Origin of the sequence: Pseudomonas sp. BF-R-19, assembly GCF_019956445.1 — a bacterium.
GTDB lineage: Bacteria > Pseudomonadota > Gammaproteobacteria > Pseudomonadales > Pseudomonadaceae > Aquipseudomonas > Aquipseudomonas fluorescens_BH.
In genome coordinates, this window is the sequence record NZ_JAHBDN010000047.1 from 34,678 (window position 1) to 52,356 (window position 17,679).

At 63.8% G+C, this 17,679-nt stretch carries 4 protein-coding genes and 1 pseudogene; 4 read left to right on the forward strand and 1 reads right to left on the reverse strand.

Annotation, left to right across the window (positions count from 1 at the left end; translation table 11 throughout):
• Nucleotides 1-3 precede the first annotated feature (3 nt).
• The 3 genes from KGB28_RS11615 (at nt 4) to KGB28_RS11625 (ending at nt 15,962) form a co-directional block, all read left to right on the forward strand.
• Entirely contained in the window at nt 4-3,102 is a 3,099-nt protein-coding gene (locus KGB28_RS11615) for a non-ribosomal peptide synthetase (protein WP_223445086.1), read from the forward strand.
• Nucleotides 3,099-14,903 (forward strand): non-ribosomal peptide synthetase, encoded by an 11,805-nt coding sequence (locus KGB28_RS11620; protein ID WP_223445088.1) that lies wholly within the window; start codon nt 3,099-3,101, stop codon nt 14,901-14,903. Before KGB28_RS11615 ends, KGB28_RS11620 begins: the two co-directional genes overlap by 4 nt.
• 93 nt (nt 14,904-14,996) lie before the next feature.
• Nucleotides 14,997-15,962 carry an alpha/beta hydrolase gene (locus tag KGB28_RS11625; RefSeq protein ID WP_223445090.1) on the forward strand — a complete coding sequence of 322 codons (966 nt, stop codon included), beginning with the start codon at nt 14,997-14,999 and terminating at the stop codon, nt 15,960-15,962.
• Nucleotides 15,963-16,108: 146 nt separating this feature from the next.
• Here the strand turns inward: KGB28_RS11625 and KGB28_RS11635 are convergent, their stop codons facing one another.
• Entirely contained in the window at nt 16,109-16,468 is a 360-nt protein-coding gene (locus KGB28_RS11635; RefSeq protein WP_223445097.1) for a DUF6124 family protein, read from the reverse strand.
• A 535-nt stretch (nt 16,469-17,003) separates the two neighbouring features.
• Between KGB28_RS11635 and KGB28_RS11640 the strand changes: the two are divergent.
• Nucleotides 17,004-17,180: pseudogene (locus KGB28_RS11640) on the forward strand (antitoxin); the annotation flags it as partial.
• Nucleotides 17,181-17,679 lie beyond the last annotated feature (499 nt).

A 17,679-nucleotide genomic window follows, 5' to 3' on the forward strand; every position in this document is an offset into this window, starting at 1 on the left:
GACATGAACACCACCGCCCTCGAACCTTCGGTAGACGTATTCCAGACCTCGGCCCAGCAGGCCTTTTATTTGCGGGCCCAGGAGTTGGGCGCACGGCCGCTGTTCGCCGCGCTAATGTTGCCGGTCGGCAAAGCAGTGGACGCACGGGCGTTGCGCCGGGCACTGGAAGCCCTCGGTCAGCGCCATGAAATCCTGCGCACGCTGTACCGCCGCCTGCCGGGCATGAAGTGGCCGGTGCAAAGCCTGTGCGATGGCTTGCCGCTCACACTGCTGGGTAACCAGCCTTCGGTGGCCGAGGCCTTGAGCCGCAGTCGCGAAGCAATGGTTGAAGATTCGAGTCAGGCGCTGGTGGTGGCACACGTTGAAGACGGAGCAGGGCAGCCGTTCATCACCCTGCTGGCCCCGGCATGCAGCTTCGACGAGGCATCGCTGCGGGTGCTGGCGAGTGAACTGGGCAGCCTGTTGCGCGGTGAAACCCTGGGCGACGACGAGGACGCGCTGCAATACCTGGACTACAGCGCATGGCAGGAAGAACTGCGCGAAGAAGACATCGGCCACCAGGGCGCGGCGTTCTGGCGCAATCTGCAACAGCAGTTCGCCGTGGTTCATCGCTTGCCGTTCGAAAGAGCCGTCGACGTCACCCTGGTTCGTCGTTGGGCAACGTTGATTGACGCCCCATGGCTGGCTGGCGTGCAACGGGTCGCTGCCGGAGCTGGCGTTGAGGCAGAGCAATTGGCGCTTTTGCTGTGGACCGCATTCGTTGCGCGCATCGGCCATCAGGAAAAGCTGCTGATGGGCTGGCAGGTGGAGGGGCGCAACGAGCAAACCATCGCCACCCTCGGACGCTTCGCCCGGCGTTTGCCGGTGGCTTTCGAACACCGCAGCCAGCAGACCCTGGCGCAAGCGTTGGTGGCGTTTGCCGCCAGCGTCGAACAGTCGCTGTCGTGGCTCGATTGCCTCAATGAATTCGAACTGAGCGCCGAAGGCACCGCGCCGTTGCGTTACGGCTTCGTCTATCAGGCCGCCATTGAAAGCGCTATCGAGGTGGATGACGGTAACCCCGAAGTCCTGCGCCTGCGGATGCAGGGCGATCAGTTGCAGTTGTCGTGTCTTGACGCTGCGCTGCCCGAATCAATGCTGACCGAATGGCTGGAGCAGTTTGTCGAGTTCAGCCGCCAATTGCTGGGGTCGCCCGAATTGACCCTGGCTCAGGCTGATCTGCTGAGTGCTGCGCAACGGACTCGCCTGATCGAAGGCTTCAACCCGAATGCCACCGAGCAGGCATTGCCGTGTCGCTACCTGCAGGATCTGTTCAGTGAACAGGCGCGCCTGCATCCGCAACGCATCGCCCTGAGCGTCAACGGTCAGCGCCTGACCTATGCCGAACTGGATGCGCGCTCCAACCAAGTGGCCAATACCCTGCACACCCAAGGCGTGGCGCCGGACCAGATCGTGGCGGTCTACGGCCAGCGCTCCCTGGAAATGGTCATCGCGTTGCTGGGCACGCTCAAGGCTGGCGCCGCGTACTTGCCGCTGGACCCGAACTACCCGATCGAACGTCTGGCGTTCATGCTCGCCGATACCGGCGCGCGCCATGTGCTGGCCTGCCAGCCGCTACCCGAAACGTTGCACAGTGAACGGATTGTTTCCCTGATGCCGGGGGCCGAAGTCTGGTCCGCTGCGCCAACCCGGCCAGAGCCACAGGGCGACAGCGCCAATCTGGCCTACGTCATCTACACCTCTGGTTCCACCGGCAAACCCAAGGGCGTGATGATCAGCCATGCCAACGCCGTGGCCTCGACCCTGGCGCGCAATGCTTTTTATCGCCAGCCGCTGCGGGCTTTCCTGATGCTCTCGTCGTTCTCCTTCGACAGCTCGGTGGCCGGGGTTTTCTGGGCGCTGGGGCAGGGCGCGACCCTGTGCCTGCCGGACGAAGACAGCTACAAGGATCCGGCCCGACTGGCCGAGTTGATCCAGCGCGAAGAGGTTTCCCATTACCTGACCCTGCCGTCCTACCACGCGCAGATTCTCGAGCACCTCGACCGTCAGGCGTTGGCCTGTGTGATCGTCGCCGGTGAAGCCTGCGGCAACGCACTGCTACAGCGACATCGCGAGGCATTGCCGGGGGTGGCGCTGGTCAACGAATACGGCCCGACCGAAGGCACCGTGTGGTGTTCGGCCTGGGAACTGCCGCTTGATCAGGACGATGACAACATCCCGATCGGCCAGCCGATTGCCGGCATGCGCCTCCACGTGCTCAGCCCGGACCTGCAACCAGTGGCCGTGGGCGTCGAAGGCGAGTTGTATGTCGGTGGGGCCGGCATCGCCCGGGGCTATCTGCGACGGGCCACGCTGACGGCCGAGCGTTTTGTCCCCGACCTGTTCGCGAAGGCGGCGGGCCAGCGCCTGTACCGCACCGGCGACCTGGCGCGTTATCGCGCCGATGGCGTGCTGGAGTATCTGGGCCGGGTCGACCATCAAGTGAAAATCCGTGGCTTCCGCATTGAACTGGGCGAAATCGAGTCGGCCATGCGCAACGCGCCGGGCATCGAAGACGCCGCCGTGATTGCCCGGGAAACCCCGACCGGTCCGCAACTGCTGGGCTTCGTGGTGTCCCCGGCCGACACCGACGACATCCGCCTCAACGAATTGCGTAGCTATCTGGCCGAAGCGCTGCCCGAGCACATGCAGCCGACGCGCTTGCAGGTGCTGGAGCGTTTCCCGCTGATGCCCAACGGCAAACTCAATCGCCAGGCCTTGCTCGATCTCGATGTGCGCCGCAGCGTCTTCATCGCGCCGCGCAACGAACTGGAAAAAACCCTGGCGGCGATCTGGGCCGAAGCGCTGCACGTGGAGCGTGTCGGCGTGCACGACAACTTCTTCGAACTCGGCGGGCACTCGCTGCTGGCCACGCGCATTCGTGCGCGGATTCAGGAAGAACTGAACCTGGCGATCCCGCTCAAGCTGTTTTTCGACGGTGACACCCTGGAACGACTGGCGGCGCAGATCGAGCAGTTCCGTGAGCACAGTGAACATAAAGAAAACGATGTAGACGCCCTCGAAGCGTTGTTCGACGAAGTGGATGAGGAACACGCGCAATGAGTGCTGCACCGGACAGAATGATGACCCTGGCCCAGCGTTTCTGCGGCTTGAGCGCGGACGCCCGGCGTGCGTTGCAACAAAAGATGCACGCCCAGGGGCTGACCCTGGAACTGCTGCCGATCCCACCACGGGACCGCGCCGTCGACACGTTGCCAGCGTCCTACGCGCAGCAGCGCTTGTGGTTCCTCTGGCAGATGCAGCCCCAGGCCACCGCCTACAACCTGACCGGTGCCTTCCGCCTTAGCGGCGAGCTCAACCCTGAGGCGCTGGCGCAAACCCTGGGCGCGCTGGTACAGCGTCACGAAGTGCTGCGCACTACCTTCGTCTTCGATGAGCAGCAAGTGCTGCAAAAGATTCACCCACGGATGGATGCGCCGCTGGTCGAAGTCAGGGCTGGCGACGAGGTCGAACTGCAACGGCAGATCGCCCTCAACGCCGAGCAGCCGTTCGACCTGCAGCGCGGCCCGTTGATGCGCTGCCGCTTGATCCGCCTCGATGCACAGCAACATGTGCTGGTGCTGACCTTCCACCACATCGTCACCGACGGCGGCTCGCTGCCGATCCTGTTGCAGGAGTTCACCCGACTCTATGCACAGCTAAGTGCCGGGCAGGCCCCGCAGCTACCAGAGCTGGGCATCCAATACGCCGACTTTGCCCGCTGGCAGCGCCTGTGGCTGGAGGCCGGCGAGGCCGAACGTCAGCTCGATTACTGGCGCGAACAGTTGGGCCGTGAACATCCGCCACTGAATCTGCCGACCGACCGTCGTCGCCCGGCGATCCCGAGCCAGCAGGGTGCCAGCGTCGAGCTGGAAGTTTCTGCCGCATTGACCGCGCAGTTGCGTGAGCTCGCCCGCCGCGAAGGCTGCACCTTGTTCATGCTACTGATGGCGGCGTTGCAGACGTTGTTGCACCGCTACAGCGGCGAACAGGACATCCGTGTCGGCGTGCCGATTGCCAACCGCACCCGCCAGGACGTGGAAAACCTGCTGGGCTTTTTCGTCAACACCCAGGTGCTGCGCAGCCAGCCACGGGCCGACCAGCCGTTTGGGCAATTGCTGGCCGAGATCAAGGCCGCGGCACTCGGCGCACAGGCCCATCAGGACCTGCCGTTCGAGCAACTGGTCGATGGCCTGGGTGTGGAGCGCAGCCTGAGCCACATGCCGCTGTTCCAGGTGATGTTCAACCACCAGCGCGACAGTGGCGGCCCGCAACGCTGGGACTTGTCGAAGCTGAGTGTCGAACCGCTGATCTGGGATGAGAAAACCACCAAGTTCGACCTGATGCTCGACACCGTCGATGGCGACGAGGGCATCCACGCGTCGTTCGTCTACGCCACCGAACTGTTCGACGCCTCGACCATCGAGCGTCTCGGCCGGCACTGGCTGAACCTGTTACAGGCGATTTGCACTGACAGTACGGTTGCCCTGGCGGACCTGTGCATGCTCGATACCTCCGAGCAGCAGGCCACCTTGCTCGACTGGAATCGCACTGCCGGGTTGACCAGCGATCAGCCGAACCTGCTGTGCGCCCATCAACTGATCGAAGCCCAGGCCGCCGCGCACCCGAGCAACATTGCCGTGACCTGCGACGGCGTCACCCTCACTTACGCCGAACTGAACCGCCGCGCCAACCGCATCGCCCATCGCCTGCGCGAGCGCGGCGTCGGCCCGGACGTGTTGGTGGGCATCGCCCTAGAGCGTTCGCTGGAGATGATCGTCAGCCTGCTGGCGATCCTCAAGGCCGGTGGCGCCTACGTGCCGCTGGACCCGGAGTACCCGCAGGATCGCCTGGCCTACCTGCTCGCCGACAGCGGCACGCGCCTGTTGCTGACCGATTCCGCGCTGTTGCCGCGCCTGCCGTTGAACGAAGAGATTGAAGTGATCTGCCTCGATCACGCAGGCGACTGGCTGTCCGAGGCCAGTGCCGACAACCTGCCGAACCTGACCGCGCCAGCGAACCTGGCCTATGTCATCTACACCTCCGGTTCCACCGGCAAACCGAAAGGCACGCTGCTGCCCCACAGCAACCTGACGCGGCTGTTCAGCGCCACCGAACATTGGTTCGGTTTCAATGCGCAGGATGTGTGGAGCCTGTTCCACTCCTATGCCTTCGACTTTTCCGTGTGGGAAATCTTTGGCGCGTTGTTCTACGGCGGTAAACTGGTGGTGGTGCCCCACGCAGTCAGCCGCTCCCCGGAGGACTTCGCCCGCTTGCTGCGTGACGAGCGCATCACCGTACTCAACCAGACGCCCTCGGCCTTCCGCCAGTTGCTGCCGTTCGCCTGCGCCAACGCGCAAAACATGGCCCTGCGATGCGTGGTGTTCGGCGGCGAGGCGCTGGACGTGGCCAGCCTGCGTCCGTGGTACGACGCCTTCGATGACCGGCAGCCGTTGCTGATCAACATGTACGGCATCACCGAAACCACCGTGCACGTGACCTACCGAGCGCTGTCCCGCGCCGACCTCGACGGAGCCAACAGCTCGCCGCTGGGGGAGCCGATCGGCGACCTGCGCTGGTACGTGCTCGACCCGCGCCTGAATCCGGTGGCCAAGGGTTGCGTGGGTGAGTTGTACGTCGGCGGCGCCGGCCTTGCTCGCGGCTATCACCAGCGTGCCGACCTGACCGCCACGCGGTTTGTCCCGGACCTGTTCGCCGCCGAGTCGGGCGCGCGCCTGTACCGCACTGGCGATCTGGCGCGGTACTGCGCCGATGGCAGCATCGAGTACGCCGGGCGTATCGACCATCAGGTGAAGATTCGCGGTTTCCGCATCGAACTGGGGGAAATCCAGGATCGCCTGCAAAGCCATCCGGCCATCGAACAAGCGCTGGTGCTGGCGCCCGAGGTCAATGGCAGCCAGCAGTTGGTCGCGTGGTTCACCGCGACCGGCGACGACAGCGATCTACGCCAGTCCCTGCGCGAACATTTGCAGGCCGGTTTGCCGGATTACATGGTGCCGGCGCATCTGATCAAACTCGACCAATGGCCGCTGACCGGCAACGGCAAACTGGATCGCGCTGCATTGCCCAAGCCCGACGCGGCGCTGGCGCAGCAGGCGTACACAGCACCGATGGATGCGCTGCAAACCGAGCTGGCGGCGATCTGGCAAGACGTGCTCAAGCTCGAGCGCGTAGGCATCGACGATAACTTCTTCGAACTGGGCGGCGACTCGATCATCTCGATTCAGGTGGTCAGCCGCGCGCGTCAGGCCGGGATTCGCATCACCCCGCGGGACCTGTTCCAGCACCAGACCGTGCAGAGCCTGGCGAAGGTCGCTTTACGCAGTGCCGGGCTGGTGATCGATCAGGAACCGGTGCGTGGCGAGGTGTTGCTGACGCCGATCCAGCACTGGTTCTTCGAGCAAGACATCAAGGCCCGTCATCACTGGAACCAGTCGCTGCTGCTGGAACTGCGCGAGCCGCTGGACAGCGCCAGCCTGCAACAGGCCTTGACTGCATTGGTGGAGCATCACGATGCATTGCGCCTGCGTTTGCGTATTGTCGACGGCGTCTGGCAACAGGCCCAGGCCGAGCAGTGGAGCAGCGCCGAGGTGCTGTGGCTGCGCCAGGCCGCCAACGCCGATGAACTGCTGGAACTGTGCAACGCCGCGCAGGCCAGCCTGAACCTGCAGGACGGCCCGCTGTTGCGTGCCTTGCTGGTGGACATGGGTGCGGCGGGTCAGCGCCTGTTGCTGGTGGTGCATCACCTGGCGGTGGACGGCGTGTCCTGGCGATTGCTGCTGGAAGATTTGCAAACCGCGTATCAACAGGCGCAGCAAGCTCAACCCCTGCGTCTGCCAGCGAAAACCAGCGCCTACCAGGCCTGGGCCGCTCGCCTGCAATCCCATGCGCAATGTGCCGGGTTGGCCAGCCAGGCCACTTACTGGCAAGACCAGTACCGCGACGTGCAAGTTGAACTGCCTGCCGACAATCCCCAAGGCAGCCTGGCCAGCCAGCACGCCGTCAGCGTGGAAACCGTGCTCGACAGCACCTTGACCCGCCAACTGTTGCAAGATGCCCCGGCGGCTTACCGCACCCAGGTCAACGACCTGTTGCTGACGGCGCTGGCGCGGGTGCTGGGCCAATGGACCGGTCAAACTTCGACCCTGGTGAAGCTGGAAGGCCACGGCCGTGAAGACCTGTTCGACGACATCGACCTGACCCGCACCCTGGGCTGGTTCACCTCGATTTTCCCGGTGAAACTCACCCCGGCCACTGATCTGGCCGGCAGCATCAAAGCGGTCAAGGAACAGCTGCGCGCCGTGCCCGACAAAGGTATCGGCTTCGGCATCCTGCGTTATCTGGCCGACGCCGGCCTTGAGGATCTGCCGTCGCCGCAGGTCACCTTCAACTACATGGGCCAGTTCGACGCCAGTTTCGACGAACAGGCGCCATGGCGCCCGGCCCGGGAAAACGGTGGCGCCGAGCAGGGCGCATCGGCCGAACTGGACCGGGGCCTGAGCATCAACGGCCAGGTCTACGCCGGGCAACTGCGCCTGAGCTGGACCTTCAGCGGTGAAGTGTTCAAGCCGCAGGCGGTGCAGCGTCTGGCCGATGCCTACGCCTTGGAACTGCAACAACTGATCGAACATTGCCTGAGCGGTGCCGGCGGGTTGACCCCGAGCGACGTGCCGCTGGTGCGCGTCGATCAGGCGCAGCTGGATGCCTTGTCGCTGGCGGCCAGCCAGATCGAAGACATCCTGCCGCTGTCGCCGATGCAGCAAGGCATGTTGTTCCACAGCCTGTTCGCCCCGGATGCCGGGGCCTATGTGCCGCAGATGCGCGTGGATGTGCAGGGTCTCGACGTCGAGGCGTTCCGCGATGCCTGGCAACAGACGCTGCAGCGCCATGAAGTGCTGCGCGCGGCGTTCTTCAGCGAAAGCAACGGCTCGCGGCCGCTGCAAGTGATCCTGGCCGACGCCACGCTGCCGCTGACCGTGCTCGATTGGCGCGATCAAACCAACGCTACTGAAGCGCTGGATCGCGTGGCCGAGGACGACCGTTTGCGCGGTTTCGACCTGACGGCAGCACCCTTGCTGCGCCTGACCCTGGTGCAGACCGCCGATGACAGCCATCACCTGATCTTCACCAACCACCACATCCTGCTGGACGGCTGGAGTACTTCTCAGTTGTTCGGCGAAGTGCTGCAGCGGTATTCCGGCGTCATACCCGCGCCGAGTGTTGGCAGTTATCGCGATTACATGACCTGGCTGGGCAGCCGTGATCGCGCCGCGTGCGAAGCGTTCTGGCTGGAGCAATTGCAGTCGTTCACCGAGCCGACGCGACTGGCCGGCGCCTTGCCGGGGCCGGTTGCGGGGCAGGGTGATGCTCATCGCACCCTGCACCTGAGCCTGGACCGCGCCGCCACCGAGCGCCTGAGCGGCTTTGCCCGTCAGGCCCGCGTCACGCCCAACACCCTGCTGCAAGCGGCGTGGCTGTTGCTGTTGCAGCGCTACACCGGGCAGCAAACGGTGGCGTTCGGTGCCACCGTGTCGGGGCGTCCGAGCGAGTTGCAGGGCATCGAGCAGCAGATAGGTCTGTTCATCAACACCTTGCCGGTGATCGCCACACCGCACCCCGAGCGTACGGTCAGCCAATGGATCGATGAAGTCCAGGCACTCAACCTCAGGTTGCGCGAAGTCGAATATACGCCGCTGGCGGATGTGCAGCGTTGGGCCGGTCACTCTGGCGAAGCGCTGTTCGACACCTTGCTGGTGTTCGAAAACTATCCGGTGGCGCAAGCGCTGGAGCAGGGTAATGCCAGCGCGCTGAAGTTTTCCGGCATCAGCCACCACGACCAGACCAGCTTCCCCCTGGCCATCGCCGCCGAGCTGGGTGAATGCCTGGACCTGCGTTTCAACTACGACACGGCGCTGTTCAGCGCCGAGGCCATCGAAGGCTTGAGCACACGTCTGCTGGCGTTGCTCGATGCCATGGTCAGTGCGCCGCAGCAACCCTTGGGGCGCTTGAGCCTGCTCGATGCCGCACAAACGGCGCAGCAAGTCGAAGGCTTCAACTGCACCGCGCAGGCCTGGCCGGACGTGCGCCCGGTCTACCAGTGCTTCGAAGCCCAGGTGCTGCAAACCCCGCAGGCCCCGGCCCTGGTGTTTGCCAGCCAGACCCTCAGCTATCGCGAACTCAACCAACAGGCCAACCGGCTGGCGCACTACCTGCGCAGCCAGGGCGTCGGCGCCGAAGTGCTGGTGGGCATTGCCGCCGAGCGTTCGCTGGAGCTGGTGATCGGCCTGCTGGCGATCATGAAGGCCGGTGGCGCCTACGTGCCGCTGGACCCGGACTACCCGCGCGAACGCCTGGAACACATGTTCGATGACAGCGGCGTGCACCTGCTGTTGACCCAGCGGCATCTGCTGCAACAGTTGCCGATTCCAGCCGCCACCACCGCGATCTGCCTGGACGACATGGCGCCGTTGCTTGAAGGCCGCAGCGAAGAAAACCTGCCCTGCGTGGTCGAGCTGCAATCGCTGGCCTACATGATCTACACCTCCGGCTCCACGGGCAAACCCAAGGGCGCGGCCAACCGTCACGATGCCTTGTACAACCGTCTGGCGTGGATGCAGGGCGCGTACCCACTGGACGGGCGCGACACCGTGTTGCAGAAAACCCCGTTCAGTTTCGACGTGTCGGTCTGGGAGTTCTTCTGGCCGCTGATGGTGGGCGCACGCCTGGCCTTGGCTGAACCGGGTGCCCATCGTGATCCGGCGCAACTGGTCAATCTGATCGAGCAGTACCAGGTCAGCACCTTGCATTTCGTGCCGTCGATGTTGCAGGCGTTTGTCCAGGGCGAAGGCTTCGAGCGTTGCGCCAGCCTGCGGCAGATCCTGTGCAGCGGCGAAGCCTTGTCGGCGGACTTGCAGCACAGCCTGTTCCGCGTGCTGCCGAACGTCGGCCTGTACAACCTCTACGGCCCGACCGAAGCGGCCATCGACGTGACCCACTGGACCTGTGTCGACGACGGCGGCTTCAGCGTGCCGATCGGTTATCCGATTGCCAACCTGGTGACCTACATCCTCGACGACTGCCTGCAACCGCAGGTGCAGGGTTGCGTGGGTGAGCTGTACCTGGGCGGCATCGGCCTGGCCCGTGGTTATCACAACCGTGCGGACCTGACCGCCGAGCGTTTCGTTGCCAGCCCCTTCGGTGAGCAGGGCGAGCGCCTGTACCGCACTGGAGACCTGGCGCGTTACCGCGAGGACGGCGTGATCGAATACGTCGGGCGCATCGACCATCAAGTGAAAATCCGCGGTTTACGCATCGAACTGGGGGAAATCGAAGCCTGCCTGCAGGAGCATCCTTCGGTGCGCGAGGCCGTGGTGATCGCTCTCGACATTGGCAAGTCCAAGCAGTTGGTGGCTTACGTCACAGGTGATGCCGCCCTCGATCCACTCAAGCAACACCTGCGCAACGCACTGCCCGAGCACATGCAGCCAAGCCACGTGCTGCTGCTCGACCAGTTGCCGGTGACGCCCAACGGCAAGCTCGACCGCCGCGCATTGCCGCAACCGGATCAGCAAGTGCGTGAATACATCGCGCCGCGCAATGCCGTGGAAACAACGCTGCAAGCAGTGTGGCAAGCATTGTTCGAAGTGCCGCAGATTGGCATGCAAGACAACTTCTTCGAACTGGGCGGCGATTCCATCGTCTCGATCCAAGCCGTCAGCCGCGCGCGCAAGGCCGGGTTGAGCATTTCCCCCAAGGACGTATTCAGCCACCCGACCATCGCCGAACTGGCCACGGTCGCTCAACCGCTCACGGCGGATCAAGCCGCGCCGACTGTGGTTGAACCGGTAGCGAAGATCGAACTGAGTGAAGCGCAATATCAGGCGCTGGAATTGACGGCAGACGAAGTGGAGGATGTTTATCCGCTGTCGCCGATGCAGCAGGGCATGCTGTTCCACTCGGTGCAGGACGGCGACTCGGGGCTGTACGTCAACCAGATCGAAGTGGGCGTGCGCGGGGTTGATGGCGCGCGTTTCCGTGAAGCCTTGGCCGACGCCGCCCGGCGTCACGGGATTCTGCGCACCGCATTCCTCTGGGAAGGCGACAAGGAACCGCTGCAAGTGGTGCTGCGCGATGCGCCTTCGCTGCTGACCGAACTGGACTGGCGCGGGCTGGATGATCAGCTCGGGCGTGTACGCGAACTGGCCCTCGAGGAGCGCGAACGCGGCTTCTCGCTGAACCGCGCACCCTTGTTGCGCCTGTTGCTGGTACGTCTGGAGGACGACCGCTATCGCCTGATCTGGACCTACCACCACATCCTCATGGACGGCTGGAGCGTGTCGCGCCTGATCGGTGAAGTGTTGCGCCATTACAGCGGTGACGAGCACGAGCCGGTGGCCGCCTATCGCGACTACATCGACTGGCTCGGCCAGCAAGTCGCCGAGGCCAGCGAGGCGTTCTGGAAAGACAAACTCAATAATCTCGAAGGCGCCACGCACCTGGCCCGCGCACTGCCGGTCAAGGCGCCGCAAGCCGGTTATCACGCGATCTATACGCACCTGAGCGCCGTGCAGACTGCGGGTTTGCAGGCGTTTGCCCAGCAACAGCAAGTGACCCTCAACACCCTGGTGCAAGCCGCGTGGCTGCTGCTGTTGCAGCGCTACACCGGCCAGCGCACGGTGACCTTCGGCGCCACCGTGTCCGGCCGCCCGGAAACCCTCAACGGCTCGGAGAACATGCTCGGGCTGTTCATCAACACCTTGCCGGTGGTCAACAGTGTGCCGACTGAGGTCAGCGTCGGCGACTGGCTGCGGGAAATCCAGGCCTACAACCTCGACATCCGCGACTTCCAGCAGACCCCGCTCAGCGATATCCAGCGCTGGGCCGGGCAGGGCGGGCAGTCGTTGTTCGACAGCATCATCGTGTTCGAAAACCAGCCGGTGGACCGCACCCTGCGCGAGTGGAACGGCGACTCCCTGCGTTTCGAGGACGTCTCCGATTTCGGCCTGACCAGCTTCGCCATGGACCTGATGGTCAGCCTCGATGAAGGGCTGCGCATCGAGTACATGCACCAGCGCGATCAGTTCGATCTGGCGACCGTCGAAGTCCTGCGCGGCCACATGGAAAGCCTGATGCAGCGTCTGTGCGACGACGCCGGGCGCGCCGTCGGTGAGCTGGGCCTGCTGACCCTGGACGAAGGCCGGGCGCTGGACGGCGAACTACCGGTGGTGGCCGAGGGTGACGAGACGCCGGTGCACGAGCTGATCCGCCAGCGTGCGCGACTGCAACCGGATCACACGGCGCTGGTGCTCAGTTACGCCGAGCGCGACGCCGAGCAGTTGAGCTACGCCGAGCTGGACCGTCGCTCCGATGCCCTGGCGGCGCATCTGCTGGAACAAGGCGTGCAGGTCGAAGACGTGATCGGCGTGTTCATGGAGCGCTCGCTGGAGCTGGTGGTGTCGCTGCTGGCGGTGATGAAGTGCGGCGCCGCCTACGTGCCGCTGGACCCGCAATACCCGCAGGAACGCTTGCGCTACATGATGGCCGACAGCGACATGCGCCTGTTGCTGACCCAGGAGCGGCTGCGCGATAGCGCGCAACTCAATCCGGGCACGGCGATGGTCGCCGTAGATCGCCTGAACCTTGATGTCGATGTGACGCTGCGTTCGTGTTCTGTGCACGCCGAGCAACTGGCCTACCTGATCTACACCTCGGGCTCCACCGGCAAGCCGAAAAGCGTCGCCGTCGCCCATGGGCCATTGAGCATGCACGTGCAAGCCATCGCCGAGCTGTACGAGATGGACCCGGACAATCGCGAGCTGCATTTCATGTCGTTCGCCTTCGACGGTGCCCATGAACGCTGGATCACCGCGCTGATCAGCGGCTCGACCCTGGTGATCCGCGACAACACCCTGTGGACCGCCGAGCAGACCCTGGCGGTGCTGCATCACCAGCGCATCAGCGTCGCCTGCTTCCCGCCGGCGTACCTGCTGCAACTGGCCGAACACGCCGAGTTGCAGGGTGGCGATCCACCGCCGGTGCGCATCTATTGCTTCGGTGGCGATGCGGTGCCGGACGCCACCTTCGAACGGGTCAAGCACACACTCAAGCCGCAATACCTGGTCAACGGCTACGGCCCGACGGAAACCGTGGTCACGCCGCTGCTGTGGAAAATCGCCGCCGACGGCCACTGCCAGGCGATGTATGCGCCGATCGGCCGGCGCGTCGGCACCCGCAGCCTGCATGTGCTGGACATGGACCTCAACCCGCTGCCGGTGGGCATGGTCGGCGAACTGTACATCGGCGGGCGGGGTGTCGCGCGCGGCTACCATCGCCACCCGTGGCAGTCTGCCGAGCGCTTCGTCGCCGACCCGTTCAGCACCGAGGGCGGGCGCCTGTACCGCACCGGCGACCTGGTGCGCCGTCGCGAGGATGGCGTGTTCGATTACGTCGGGCGTATCGACCACCAGGTCAAGGTGCGCGGCTTCCGCATCGAACTGGGCGAAATCGAAGCGCAACTGCGCGAGCAGGCCGGGGTCAACGACGCGTTGGTGGTGGTGCGTGACAACGGCCAGGGGCCGCAACTGGTGGGTTACGTGGTGGCGGCTGCCGACGATGGCCTCGGCCCGCGTTGCCAGGCGGCGTTGCGCGAAAGCCTGCCCGACTACATGGTGCCGACGCAGGTCGTAGTGCTGCCGCGCTTCCCGCTGACCCCCAACGGCAAGCTCGACCGCAAGGCCTTGCCGGATCCGGCCTTCACCGGTCGCGACTACGTGGCCCCGCGCACACCGCTGGAATGGGCGCTGGCGGACATCTGGCAGCAGGTATTGGGCATCGAGAAGGTCGGCATCACCGACAACTTCTTCGAGTTGGGCGGCGATTCGCTGCGCACCCTCAAGGTGATCTCGAAAGTCCGTGCCCTGAATGAGCCTGGTTTCCAGCTCAAGCTGAGGGACATGATGGCCAAGCCGACGATTGCCGGGTTGTCCGGTGTCGATGAACAGCCCGTGCGGCAGAGTCCGCAACCGCTGTTGCTGCTCAACCAGGTGGTTGACGACCAACCGCCGCTGTTCTGCCTGCATGCCGGTTTCGGCACAGTGTTCGATTACGAGCCACTGGCCCGACGCATGGAGGGCGAACGCACGGTGTATGGCGTGCAATGCCGGATGCTGCTCGACCGGCAGTGGCACGACACCTCGCTTGCGCAGATGGCCGCCGACTACGTTGAGGCGATCCGCGCCCGGCAACCCCAGGGCCCGTACCACGTGCTGGGCTGGTCGCTGGGCGGGGCGTTGGCGTTGATGGTGAGTGACCTGTTCGAACAGCTGGGCCAGCGTGTGGCATTCGTCGGTCTGGTGGATAGCTTTGTGCCGACCCAGGCCAATGCCGTCGCCGGCCCGAATGAGTGGCGCGCGGATCTGGCCGAGTTCCTCGGTGCAACCTTGGGCATGGATGGCGAGGTGATCGCCCGGGTGTTGAGTAGCGAGTCGGCGGGGGACCACGACGCCGTGGCGCGGATCATTCGCGCGGTGATCGACAGCGAAAGCGATCAGGCCAGCGGTTATGCGCTGCTCGGTGCCGATGAGTTGGCCCAGACGTTCATGGTCAGCACGCGGTTGAAGGCGCTGTCGCGGCAGGTCGAAAGCCTGCCGATTCCTCAGGCCGAACTGCATTGCTGGTGGGCCGATGGCAACCCGACGACCGAACGCGCGACCCTGGAGCGCCAGCAACCACGGCTGCGCAAGGTGCAAACGGTAACGGCCGGCCACTTCGATATCCTGCAGCAGGGCGAATGTCTGGACGCAGTGGTGGCGGCGCTGGGCCGGGAGGTGGTGCCGCAGCTCTAGGGCTTGCCCGCGACAAAAACAGGCTCGCCCTAATGAACGGCCCTCACGGTTCGTTTATTGGGCGAGCCTGTTTATTTTTGGAGACTACCGCCCATGGCACTGCACCCGGACATCGAAGGATTTCTAGAGCTGGCCGAGTTCGGCCGCCTCAGCGGCAAAAGCCAACCCATGCATGAGCTGAGCCCCGGCGAAGCAAGGCAGCAGTTCGAACAGACTTCACAGTTGCTCGATGCGGCCCCGACGGGCACGTTGACGGTTACGGCGGTCAGCATTCCTGCGCGGGACGGTCATGTGCTCAATGCGCGGCTGTACGCCAAACCGCAACCGGACAGCGAACCGCGCCCGGTGTTGCTGTACTTCCATGGCGGCGGCTACGTGGTGGGCAGCCTCGATTCCCACGACACCCTGTGCCGGCGTCTGGCGCTGGCGGGGGAGTTTGCCGTGTTGTCGGCGGATTATCGCCTGGCGCCGGAACACCGTTTTCCCACCGCTTACCACGATGCCGAAGACATCACCCGTTGGCTGGCCATCACCGGAGCCAAGGCGTTGGGCCTGGACGCGGGGCGCATTGCGCTGGCGGGGGACAGCGTCGGCGGCAGCCTGGTGGCATCGCTGTGCATCGCCATTGCCCAGGACCCATTGGGCTGGCCGCTTGTGCCGCGCCTGCAAGTGCTGCTGTACCCGGTGATCGACGCGGTAAAAAAGCGCCCGTCCCTTGAACGATTCGCCGAAGGCTACCTGCTGGAGGCCACCACGCTGGAGTGGTTCTACCAGCAATACCAACGCACTGAAGCGGACCGCACCGACTGGCGTTTTTCGCCTTTGTACGCCGAGTGCGAGCAACGGCTGACGCCGACGGTGCTGTGGCTGGCCGAGTACGATCCGTTGCTCGATGAAGGCCTGGCCTGGGCCGAGAAACTGCGCACGGCGGGTCAACCTTTGGTGCTGGAGGTAAAAACCGGCATGACCCACGACTTTGCGCGCATGGGCGAAATGGTCCAGGAAGTGCCGGGGATGCTGGTGCAACTGGCGGCGCAGATTGGCGAGAGTTTGGCCTGACATATTAGTGATCAGCGACGTCGTACCCCTGTGGGAGCGGGCTTGCTCGCGAAAGCGATATTTCAGCCGACACATAAGTTGCCTGACACACCGCCTTCGCGAGCAAGCCCGCTCCCACAGGTTTATCGGTGATCTGGAGATTGTGGTCAGGGCGGATCAAGCCGATCCAGCGCCCGATTCACCGCCAGTTCCCCCAGCATGATCACCTGTGCAATCCCCAGCAGCGCATTGCGACTCGTCCCCTCCAGATGATCCACCAGATCGTTAGCCATGACATTGGCCGACGCCAGCGATTCGCAGGCGTGCACCAGCAGGGTTTCGGTACTGAGTTCGGGATTGACGATGAACATGGTGCTGGGTGTGCGCGGGGTAGCCATGATGTTGGCGCCCGGGTTGAGGTAGTGATTGAACGCGCGTTCGGCGGCTTCGTGGAATTGTTTGGAGTCGGGGCTTTCGTACGGGGAGGCCGGGTCGGAGTCCGGCGGATTTGGCGTTACTTTGAACATAGGCTGATTACTCCTGAATGGAGCCGCTCATTCTTCTCTACTAAAAGAAGGGTGGCGGCTGGACGCAGGTTAGTAGACCGGGGAGATTAGCATTTACCGGCGCGCCGAAGCGCCCTGCGTACAGCCACCATCAAATTCAGGCAAGCCTGACTGATAGAGCTTTTACACCTTGCTGATAAAACCACGGGCTACTAAACCCGATCACTGACAATCAGTGACCCGAATCAAGTTACCGACGGCCCCCAAGGCGCACAAGCCGGCGGATTCTGGCGTACCTGTAGGCAACGGCGCAAGGCGTTGTGGCTTTCACAAAGTAACCTGTAGGCCGCTTAAACAGACGCTATCGAGTGGTTTTTAACCTGCTGTTTTGCCTTGTCAGAGAGCGTTGAAATCCTCGGAATCGGCAGGAAGAATCCTACGACAGTTTGCGGTTGGCCGTCGGAAGTACAGCCCTTACGATCTGACGCGACGCAATGGTTGGCTAACCCAATGACATTCATCATTGCCAATGACGACAGCGGCTCTGGAGGCCATTATGAGCGCCGACTTTTCCCCCATCGTTTCAGGGCTTGAGACCGAAGAGCAGGCCGCCAGCCATGACCGTTGGTTCCGCGCCAAGGTGCAAGCTTCGATAGACGACCCGCGCCCGAATGTCCCACACGATCGGATGATGGCTGATATGCGAGCCCTCATCGAACGGAGCTCTGAAAAAACCAAGGACGCTTCAATGATGGATCTTAAAAAAAACCTCATCAGTTGCCTGATATTCCCCATCGCCCCTGTCGCGGTCATTTATCTGACTTTCGCCCTGTGCAGGGACATCTGGGCAGAAAACTTCTACACACCCGGCGAGGACGGCGGAGAAATCGAACCCACGCTGGCTCTCTTTATCATTCCGATCCTGCTGGTGATTGCGGCGCCGTTGCTGGCGGGGCTGACAGGGTTGACTCGATGGGTTACGCGGCGCTTTGAACCCGGTGCCTGGTGGCGGTGGGCAATGGCGATTCCACGCGTCACCCTGGCGGCCATTTCATTGTTTCTGTTTCTGCTTTCAAGCGGTTTTCTGATGGGAGACGTGCTCGGTCCACTCAGGCATTGGCAGGTGGCTTGCGCATGGGCTGGCTGCGCAGCCACCGTGAGCGCATTCCTGATTCAGCAATTTTCACGCCTGAAGGAATAGTCATCAGGCCTCGGACAGGGTTCTGCCGAGC